Origin of the sequence: Tunicatimonas sp. (genome assembly GCF_049647865.1) — a bacterium.
In the GTDB taxonomy this organism is placed as follows: domain Bacteria; phylum Bacteroidota; class Bacteroidia; order Cytophagales; family Cyclobacteriaceae; genus Tunicatimonas.
The window spans coordinates 1-9,550 of sequence record NZ_JBARYM010000640.1 but is presented as its reverse complement, the minus strand read 5'-3'; the positions used below and the strand labels follow the sequence as shown (position 1 = coordinate 9,550).

Here is a 9,550-nt window from a genome sequence, read left to right as displayed (position 1 = left end):
GTACTGCTGAGTATAGTTGTAGGTTTCGCGATACTCTTTCTCTACCTCGTAATTGAATCCTCTAAAGCCAACACTTACTCCCACATACACTTTATCTTTATAATTTCCCCCGTAGGCAAAATTCCACTGCGAAAGGTTACCCGTGGTAGAAATAGTCCCCGATTGGTTGGTAGTGGCATCATCGGGAGTAGATTCAAAGAAGTTCTGCCCCGTATCGTCCGGTCTGATTAGAAAGTTTTGTAAAGCCGCTTCAGCAAAGCCAATGATGTTGCCGTCGTTTACTCGCTGTTGAATAGTATTGAAGTCTTCTCCAAATTCGTCTACCAGGAAGTTAGCTTCGCCCGCAAAATCATTAAGAATTGAATTGTTTAGTCCATCTCCTTGGTATTCGGCTTCAAAATTTAGAGTATTTAACTGATTATAAGTAACCGCGAAAGAACCTCCTCGCCAGTCGGCCGGAATCAGATCATCCTTCGTGTTGTTAATCACAATACCAAAGTTAGCAACGTTAAACTGGGTGCCAAACACTTCAGCTGATGTTCCTAAATAGTTCGTGTTCGTGTTAAGGTTATTAGCGGCTGGGGTGAGTACAATTGAAGAGCGATTGTAAAAGCCTAATCCCGCCGGGTTTAGTGCGGCAGCACTAACATCACCGCCCAATGCAAATCCAGCACCGCCAATAGCTTGGAAACGAGCGGTTCCGGTAGGTGAGTACTGACCAAATAATATAGCATCCTCAGCAATTTGAGAAAATACCGGACTAACTATGGTAAGTAGTCCGATTATAATAAAGGATCTACGAAATACAGTTTTCATTATAATAGGATAGATTTAAAAAAAAAAAGAGTGTAATGAGAAAACGTTCTCATTACACTCTTAGTACTAAATTAAGCCAAGCTTGTTTGCTAAATTATGGTCTACTTCGACTTCGGCTACCTGATGAACTACGGCTACTACTGCTACCGCTACTTCGGTAACTACCACTACTTGAGCGGCTTGAACTTCCGGAAGAATATCCACTACTACGAGAAGAACTTCCGTAGTTGCTGCTTCTACTTCGGCTATTACCGTAAGAAGAACTACGACTACCACTGTTTCCATATGACCGAGAGCGACTACCCGAGCGGTTATAGTTAGAATTACCTCTGCTAGGGGCAGTAGTAGTACCACGTTGCCGTGTACCATAGTTACTATTTCTCTGCTGCTGTACTCGATTAGGATCGTAGCTACGGCTACTTCTAGTAGTAGAGGGAGCTACATTAGAACGATTGGCAGAAGTAGATACTCGACTTCTGGCGCGTCCTTGATCTTCATAAAGGCTATTTCTAGAGCGGGCATTGTAAGCATCGCTATTACTTCGATTAGCTGTATAACTGTTTCGGCTACGGGTACGATTATCGTACTGACGACCAGTATTCTGTCGGACTGCCCGAGAAGTTCTAGCAGATGTACCTCCTCGAGTTACTCTACGTTGATTAGCCGCAACAAAATCGTTACGTACTGCTGCTATTGCTGGTGGACAAAAGCCAAATCGGTTGTAAGGATTAGCATAGAAGCCATCATAGAATCCAGCATTATAGCCGCCGAATCCGCCAAATCCACCAAAACGGTTCCATCTATTCCACCGGTTAAAGCCCCAAGGATTACCAAAAGCAAATGCATTTCCGAACCCAAAGCCAAAACCTACGCTGACATTAAATCCAGGACGCATCCCCCAACCAGGGCCAAAAAATGGGTCAAAGCCCATAGGTCCACCCATCATAAAGGGATCATAAAATGGGTCGTAGAACGCCATGCTGTTCCAATATGGGTTGCCGAATCCACCCATTCCCATTCCCATGCGGCCCATACCCATTCCGCCCCACATCGGGTTAAAGAATGGATCGTTCCACATCCGAGCGCGATTAAACGCCGGATTGCCAAATGCAGCATAATTAGCTTGCGCTCCGTTAAATTGGTTATTATTTAAAGCTCTCTCTTCCTCAGATACATAATAATCTGCTTGAGCTTGCTCAGCATCGTTTTCGCTAGTGTAGCGATTAACGTCTACTGCGTCGGGGTTAAAATTCTTAGAAGCTACTTCTTCTTGATAGACGTAAGAACCGTCTTTATCGTAAGCTGCTTTCTTTACTGTGTTTAGCTGAGTGACTTCTACCGTATTACGATCGTTAGACGTAAAATACAAATCATCAGTTTCTGTATCTTGAACGTACTGTCCGGGCGCACAAGCACTGAAGAGCACCGCCCCGCTGAGTCCAAGAGTTAATGTTGCAAGTAAGTTTTTCATAAATATCCTCCTTCAATTTCTGGTTGTATGTTTAATTTTATACGGCAAAACCACCGAAAAAGATTTCTTATCAATATCTTTGCACGTAAGAAACTAACCAAATCTACATAAAAAATAGCAATTATTATACCAATATAACAGATTTATGGGGAAAGGAATTCCGTCGCGCCAGCAGGACTATTCGGCCTGGTACAATGAATTAGTGAAAAAGGCTGACCTGGCTGAGCCTTCTGATGTGCGAGGTTGTATGGTAATTAAGCCCTACGGCTTTTCTATCTGGGAAAAGATGCAGGCTGAACTGGATCGAATGTTTAAAGAAACTGGGCATACCAATGCTTATTTCCCATTATTCATTCCCAAATCCTACTTAAGCAAAGAAGCCGAACATGTGGAAGGTTTTGCCAAAGAGTGTGCGGTAGTTACCCACCATCGGCTTAAAAATGCGGAAGATGGTAGTGGAGTAGTGGTTGATCCGGCGGCTAAACTGGAGGAAGAGCTAGTTATACGGCCTACTTCCGAAACCATGATCTGGAACTCCTACCGCAACTGGATTCAGTCGTACCGAGATTTACCACTGCTAATTAATCAGTGGGCCAATGTAGTGCGCTGGGAAATGCGTACTCGCTTATTTCTGCGTACGACGGAGTTTTTGTGGCAGGAAGGCCACACCGCTCACGCTACCAAGCAGGAAGCCATTGATGAAACCGAACAAATGCTAGAAATCTACGCAACCTTCGTGGAGCAGTTTATGGCCGTTCCGGTTATTCGCGGATTGAAAACTCCCAGCGAACGTTTTGCCGGGGCGGAAGAAACCTACTGCATTGAAGCTTTAATGCAAGACGGCAAGGCTCTCCAAGCCGGAACATCTCACTTCTTGGGGCAAAATTTCGCGAAAGCCTTCGATGTAAAATTCGCTACTCGCGAAGGCGGCTTAGAACACGTTTGGGGCACCTCTTGGGGCGTGAGCACCCGCCTGATGGGAGCACTGATTATGGCCCATAGCGATGACAATGGCTTGGTGCTTCCACCAAAACTAGCACCTATTCAGGTAGTTATTGTGCCGATTTTTAAAACTGAAGAGCAATTTAACGCTATCTCGGAGAAAGTAAACCTGCTTAAGGCCGAACTACAGCACTTGGGCATTTCAGTAAAATTTGACAGTCGGGATACGCACAAACCCGGCTGGAAGTTTGCTGAGTACGAACTGAAAGGTGTGCCGGTTCGCCTGGCTTTAGGACCCCGCGATTTAGAAAATAACACCGTAGAAGTAGCCCGTCGCGATACGCTGGAAAAGCAGACTATGGCAATGGATGATCAGTTTCCGCAGAAAATTCAGGATCTACTCATTGAAATGCAGGACAATATCTATCAGAAAGCCCAGAAATTCCGGCTAGAAAACTCGCAGAAAGTGGATAGTTACGAGGAGTTTAAAAAGATATTGGAACAGGAAGGGGGCTTTGTATACGCTCACTGGGATGGTAGTGAAGAAACCGAGACCAAAATTAAAGAAGAAACTAAAGCAACCGTACGCTGTATTCCACTGAACACTAAAGCTGAAGAAGGCCAGTGCGTTTATTCCGGCAAACCTTCTACTCGTAGAGTTTTGTTTGCTAAGGCATACTAAAGTATTAAAGTGCTAGGGGGTTATGGTTCTGAGTTTCCGTTTATTGATGTAGACTCAGAGCCTTAAACTCAATAACTTGAACTTTAACACATTAACACCTCGCACTATAACACTAATTATTATATTATTCCTACCTTTCAATTATGCTTGATTGGTTATCAATTGTCGTTTTACTGCTGGTAGGCATCGTGCTAATTGTGGTGGAGCTTATCTTTATTCCAGGGACGACCATTTTCGGCATTATTGGCTTGCTATTAACCGCCGCTGCTGTAATCGTTAGTTTTGTTGGTTACGGTAACGCGCTTGGGTTTGGCATACTGGGAATTGCTGCTGCCTTACTGGGCATCACTTTATTCTTCAGTTTGCGAACCGGAGCCTGGGATAAATTATCGCTGAAAGGCTCTAACCAAAGCCGGGTAAATGAGGAAGTAAAACATAATGTTTGGAAGGGCGACCGCGGCATAGCACTTTCTACTTTGCGTCCCTCGGGAAAAGTAGAGTTTAAAGAAACTACGGTAGAAGTAAGTACGTTGGGCCAGTACGTAGATGCTGGTACCGAAGTACGAGTTGTTGATGTACGACCCAATAAAATTTTAGTAGAACCAATAGTTGAAGGCTAGGGAGAAAGGAGTCTGGAGACCGAAGAAGGCATTTATTTACTATTAGCATTCCGGATTCCGGTCTTCGGATTCCGGTTTCCATTATCATAACACTTTAACACACACCCAAACACACCTACATGGACGGACTTGCACTTATTGTTATTATTATCGCTGGAGTAGTATTGTTCTTTACAGTTCTATACTTCATTCCGGTGAACCTCTGGATTACTGCTCAGTTTTCCGGAGTACGAGTAGGCTTGTTCGAGCTGATGTTTATGCGGCTCCGAAAAGTGCCACCGAGCATTATCGTAAACTCTCTAATCACCGCTACCAAAGCTGGGCTCGATATTACTACTTCTGATCTGGAAACTCATTATCTGGCAGGTGGGAACGTCCCTACCGTTATCAAAGCCCTTATTTCGGCTGATAAAGCCAATATTCGGCTCACGTTTAAACAGGCCACTGCCATTGACTTGGCCGGTCGTGATGTATTCGAAGCCGTTCAGATTTCGGTAAATCCAAAGGTAATTAACACCCCTGATGTAGCAGCAGTAGCCGCTGACGGTATTCAGCTCATTGCCAAAGCCCGGGTAACCGTACGAGCCAATATCGCTCAACTCGTAGGGGGGGCTGGTGAAGAAACAATTCTAGCCAGAGTGGGTGAAGGAATCGTCACCTCCATTGGCTCAGCATCGGTACACACTGATGTACTGGAAAATCCGGACAAAATATCAAAATTAGTGCTTCAACGTGGACTGGATGCGGGAACGGCTTTTGAGATTTTATCCATTGATATTGCCGACGTAAACGTTGGGGAAAATATTGGTGCTAAGCTCCAGATTGATCAAGCCAGTGCCGATTTGAAAGTAGCTGAAGCCAAAGCGGAAGAACGCCGCGCAATGGCCGTAGCCGAAGAGCAGGAGATGCGCGCCAAATCGCAAGAAGCCCGCGCCAAAGTAATCTTAGCCGAAGCCGATGTACCCAGAGCCCTCGCCGATGCGTTTCGCAGTGGTAACTTGGGCGTGATGGACTACTACAAAATGCAGAACATCCAAGCCGACACTGATATGCGAGAATCCATTTCCGGTCAGGGTGATGGCAGTAAGTCTAGTAAATAAAAACCTTTGCTTGGAGCTGTAGATATGCATCAGAAGTTTACATACCGTACGAACAAATATCAATTATTCTACTGTTTAATAGAGTGAGATGAAAGAAACTATAAATGTAGAGTACCCCGAATTTCTTGCTAACTCCCTGCGACTTAATGCCAAAGACTTTGAGATGGAGATGAAAATTAGCGCATTGGTAAAGCTCTACGAACTAGGAAAAGTATCTTCTAGCACCGCTGCTAAAGCTTTAGGGTTAGCAAGAATAGATTTTCTGGAGCTATTAGGAAAATACCAAGTGTCATTTTTTGGGAAACATATTGATCGAGACTTAAACAATGATGTGCTGAATGCCTAACGTTGTATCAAATACAACTCCCATCATATCTTTACTTAAGCTTAACCGACTAGAACTACTTCAGCAGCTATACCAGGAAATTTACATTCCCCTCGCTGTATATAATGAGATTGAAGCCGGAAAAGTGAAAGGTTACTACCAGGATTTAGTAGAAGTAGATTGGATAAATATCTGTCGTGTTCGAGATGATCAGGCCGTTAAGTATTTCCTTGATTTAGATGCGGGAGAATCTGAAGCAATTATATTAGCCACCGAGATGAATGCTGATCTGATTATTCTCGATGAAACCCTTGGGCGGTTTCACGCTGAGCACGCCGATTTGAAAGTTACCGGGACTATAGGAGTGCTTATAAAGGCAAAAGCAAAAGGTCTCATTGGACAGTTAAGCCACTACTAGAAGAGTTGTCTAATAAAGGTGTTTGGATTAGTGAGAAGCTTCAAGAACAGATACTAAAAACTGTTGATGAAGATTAAATAAATTGATAAGTTAACGATTTACATTAAAGTAAAAACTTCCAGAACTTTCACCCATTCTTTCCGCTAACTGTTAGATTAAAAAGGTATATATCTTTATTAGCTTCATCAATTTCAAAAAACAACATAAACAAACCTATATAGTAACAATGAACCGATTTCTTGCAACAGCAATTCTCGTATTTTGTGCTTTCAACCTAGATGCCCAACGACTGACCGTTCACAAAAACGGACGTTATCTGGTAACGGAAGATGGTGAACCGTTTTTCTGGCTGGCCGATACTGCCTGGGAACTGTTTCACCGCTGCGATAAGGAGGAAGCCACCAGCTACTTGGAAAAGAGAGCTTCCCAGGGATTTAATGTGGTGCAGGCGGTAGCGCTGGCCGAAATCGACGGACTTAACACTCCGAACCCCTACGGTGACAAACCTCTGCTGAACAACGACCCTACCAAGCCTAACGATGCGTACTTCGAGCACGTGGATTATGTCATTAATAAGGCGAATGAGCTAGGAATTTATATTGCTCTATTACCTACCTGGGGCGACAAAGTAAATACTGAAAGCTGGGGAGTTGGCCCGGTAGTCTTCAATCCGGAGAATGCTCGAGTATTCGGAGAGTGGATGGGTAACCGGTACAAAGACTACGATAACATTGTGTGGGTTATTGGTGGTGACAGAAATCCGCGGGAAGATTCGGATGACATTGCCATCTGGAATAATATGGCCGAAGGGATTGCAGCAGCAGCGGGTGGTTACGAAAATACATTGATGACATTTCACCCTCAGCCCACCGAAGAAGGTGAGGGGGGCTCTTCCACTTGGTTTCATAATGAAGAATGGCTGGATTTTAATATGCACCAGACGGGGCACTGTGCCAACAAAGGTACCTACCAACATATTGAACATGATTACGCGCTCTCGCCCAATAAGCCGGTGCTAGATGGGGAGCCGTTGTACGAAAATCATCCCCACTGCTTCAATGCTAACGAGAGAGGTTACAGCACCCACGATGATATCCGCCGGATCATGTACTGGAATGTATTTGCCGGAGCATTTGGTCAGACCTACGGTTGTCACGCGGTATGGCAAATGTGGCAACCGGATCGGGAGCCTATCAATCAGCCACTAGGCCCATGGCATGCTTCACTAGATTTACCGATGGCTAATCAGGTGCAGCACCTAAAAAACCTGGTGCTCTCTCGGCCTGTTCTAACTAGAGTGCCGGATCAATCTATGGTAGTTGGACCCCAGCCAGATTATACCGAGTACGTAAGTGCAACTCGAGATGAGCAGGGCCGCTACGCTATGATCTATCTGCCCAAAGGAGGAAGTAAACGTCTGGATTTAACCGCGCTATCTGGCGAAGAATTATCTACTTGGTGGTACGACCCCCGAACCGGTAATAACTTCCCGGGGAAAAAATTAGAAAAATCGAACCGAGTTGAAGTAGAAGCCCCTACCACTGCGAACGATTGGGTACTGGTTATTGATAGTGAGGAATACAGCGCTCCCGGAAGCACCTCTTCCGATTAGTAGAATTACTGCGGAATATCTAACGTTTTCCAGGTGGGCTTTTCGAGAGCTAAGTACACATCGTTGAAAGAATCATAGATGAGGCCATCGTGTTTAAGCGGAATGGTACTACGTCCGTTTAGCGTAACCAAGCCGTAGCGTTCTCCGCGACGAATGATGACGTAGCCGTTACCTAAGTCTTCCAGAGCGTCGTACTTCGGGTGAATTAACATTTTACCGCTGGCACTAACCAGACCTACCTGAGGTACTTCCCTACCTCCTACTTCCCGACGCTCTTCTAGTTTAAAGCGATACTGCTGAGTGGGAACAATTCGGTCGTACGCTACGGGAATTACTTCTTTGCCCTGCCGATTGACAATTCCCAAGCGATCCTCTTTCTGTACTACCGCCAGTTTGCCCTGAAAGGGAGTGGCTCGATCAAAGTGGGGTTGCACAATTAGGTGTTCGCTTTTATCAATATAACCCCATCGCCCTAACAGCTTCACCGCCGCCATATTATTCTGAAAGCGGGTGATAGAATCGTAGCGGTTCGCAATTCGTAGTCGCCCAAATTCATCTACAAACCCATATTTCTGATGAATCATTACCCCAAGGAAGCCGTTGCTCATCGGGTGTAATTCTTCAAACTCATTATCCAGCCCCACCAATTGCTGGCCATCTTGACCAAGAATACCGTATTTGCCTTCTTTCTGGAATACGTACACCATGTCCTCCTGAAGCGAGGAAATACTATCATATTGCACCGCCATCATCCGCTCGCCCGCAAAGCTAACCAAGCCGTATTTTCCCTGATCATTGCGTTCCCAGATACTGTGACCGTTGTTAATTAATTTATTAAAGGAGGTAAATAATGTTGCTCCCTGGCTGTTCATGAGTCCGTAGCGCACCGGTTCGTAGTGGCGGGCTTCGGTCTGGAAGATATATAAATCATCATGCACTCGCTCTAGCGACAGTTTTGCTCCTTTGTAACTGAACGGACGAATTTTCCACCTCCCTCGCCGATCAATTACGCCCTGCCCCTCAGTAAAATCTACGCTAGCAACTCCTCCACTAAAGGAAGTTGCTTTTACGTAGCGACAGGGAATTACCTCCAATCCGGTGGTATCAATGTAGCCCCAGTGATCTTTGCGCTTCACCAGAAACCGCCCTTCCTGCTGAGGTAGCATCGCTTGATAAGTAAAGGGCGTAAGACTTACCCCTCGATGATCAAACAACGACCAAGCTAAGTTATCGCCTTGATCACCTATCTGCCGAGCTGCCAGGATAAATCGGCCGTCAATTAGTAAAGAATCAAATTTAGGGGAAAGTACAACACTATGCTGGGGCTCAGAAGACTTACTGCTACGGAGCACTCCGTACTGATCGCCTTTAGATAAAACCGCGAACTCTCCTACTAACTTTTCTACCCGCCAATGAGGGGGGATGATGGGTTCACCATCCTGATTTACAAATGTTTTAGTTTTTCCCAAGGATATCTGGTACAGGTTGATACCCACGGGCTGAATACGTTCAAAAGTATAATCCCGTACCCACTGATTCTCAGCTGAGAAAACATGCCAGGTAT

The 9,550-nt window shown here is 45.0% G+C and carries 8 protein-coding genes and 1 pseudogene; 6 read left to right on the top strand and 3 right to left on the bottom strand.

Annotated features, from left to right (window positions below; translation table 11 throughout):
* Positions 1 to 816: pseudogene (locus tag WBA23_RS18835) on the bottom strand (hypothetical protein); the annotation flags it as partial.
* Positions 817 to 910: 94 nt separating this feature from the next.
* Complete coding sequence (locus WBA23_RS18830; RefSeq protein WP_424583827.1) at positions 911 to 2,287, bottom strand: hypothetical protein; 1,377 nt, start codon at positions 2,285 to 2,287, stop codon at positions 911 to 913.
* A 145-nt stretch (positions 2,288 to 2,432) separates the two neighbouring features.
* Between WBA23_RS18830 and proS the strand changes: the two genes are divergently transcribed.
* From proS to WBA23_RS18800, 6 genes are all read left to right on the top strand, one after another.
* On the top strand, positions 2,433 to 3,911 hold the full coding sequence (gene proS, locus WBA23_RS18825; RefSeq protein WP_424583826.1) for a proline--tRNA ligase: 1,479 nt from the start codon (positions 2,433 to 2,435) through the stop codon (positions 3,909 to 3,911).
* A gap of 143 nt (positions 3,912 to 4,054) precedes the next feature.
* Positions 4,055 to 4,531: an NfeD family protein gene (locus WBA23_RS18820; RefSeq protein ID WP_424583825.1), complete on the top strand. Its 477-nt coding sequence runs from the start codon at positions 4,055 to 4,057 to the stop codon at positions 4,529 to 4,531.
* A 119-nt stretch (positions 4,532 to 4,650) separates the two neighbouring features.
* Positions 4,651 to 5,631 carry a flotillin-like protein FloA gene (gene floA / locus WBA23_RS18815; protein ID WP_424583824.1) on the top strand — a complete coding sequence of 327 codons (981 nt, stop codon included), beginning with the start codon at positions 4,651 to 4,653 and terminating at the stop codon, positions 5,629 to 5,631.
* A gap of 88 nt (positions 5,632 to 5,719) precedes the next feature.
* Entirely contained in the window at positions 5,720 to 5,977 is a 258-nt protein-coding gene (locus WBA23_RS18810) for a UPF0175 family protein (RefSeq protein WP_424583823.1), read from the top strand.
* Complete coding sequence (locus WBA23_RS18805; RefSeq protein WP_424583822.1) at positions 5,970 to 6,374, top strand: hypothetical protein; 405 nt, start codon at positions 5,970 to 5,972, stop codon at positions 6,372 to 6,374. The genes WBA23_RS18810 and WBA23_RS18805 overlap by 8 nt, the downstream gene beginning before the upstream one ends.
* 226 nt (positions 6,375 to 6,600) lie before the next feature.
* On the top strand, positions 6,601 to 7,986 hold the full coding sequence (locus WBA23_RS18800; protein ID WP_424583821.1) for a glycoside hydrolase family 140 protein: 1,386 nt from the start codon (positions 6,601 to 6,603) through the stop codon (positions 7,984 to 7,986).
* 5 nt (positions 7,987 to 7,991) lie between these two features.
* Here WBA23_RS18800 and WBA23_RS18795 read toward each other — a convergent pair.
* Positions 7,992 to 9,550, bottom strand: a 1,559-nt coding sequence (locus tag WBA23_RS18795; RefSeq protein ID WP_424583820.1) for a WG repeat-containing protein, incomplete at its 5' end; no start/stop codon positions are given.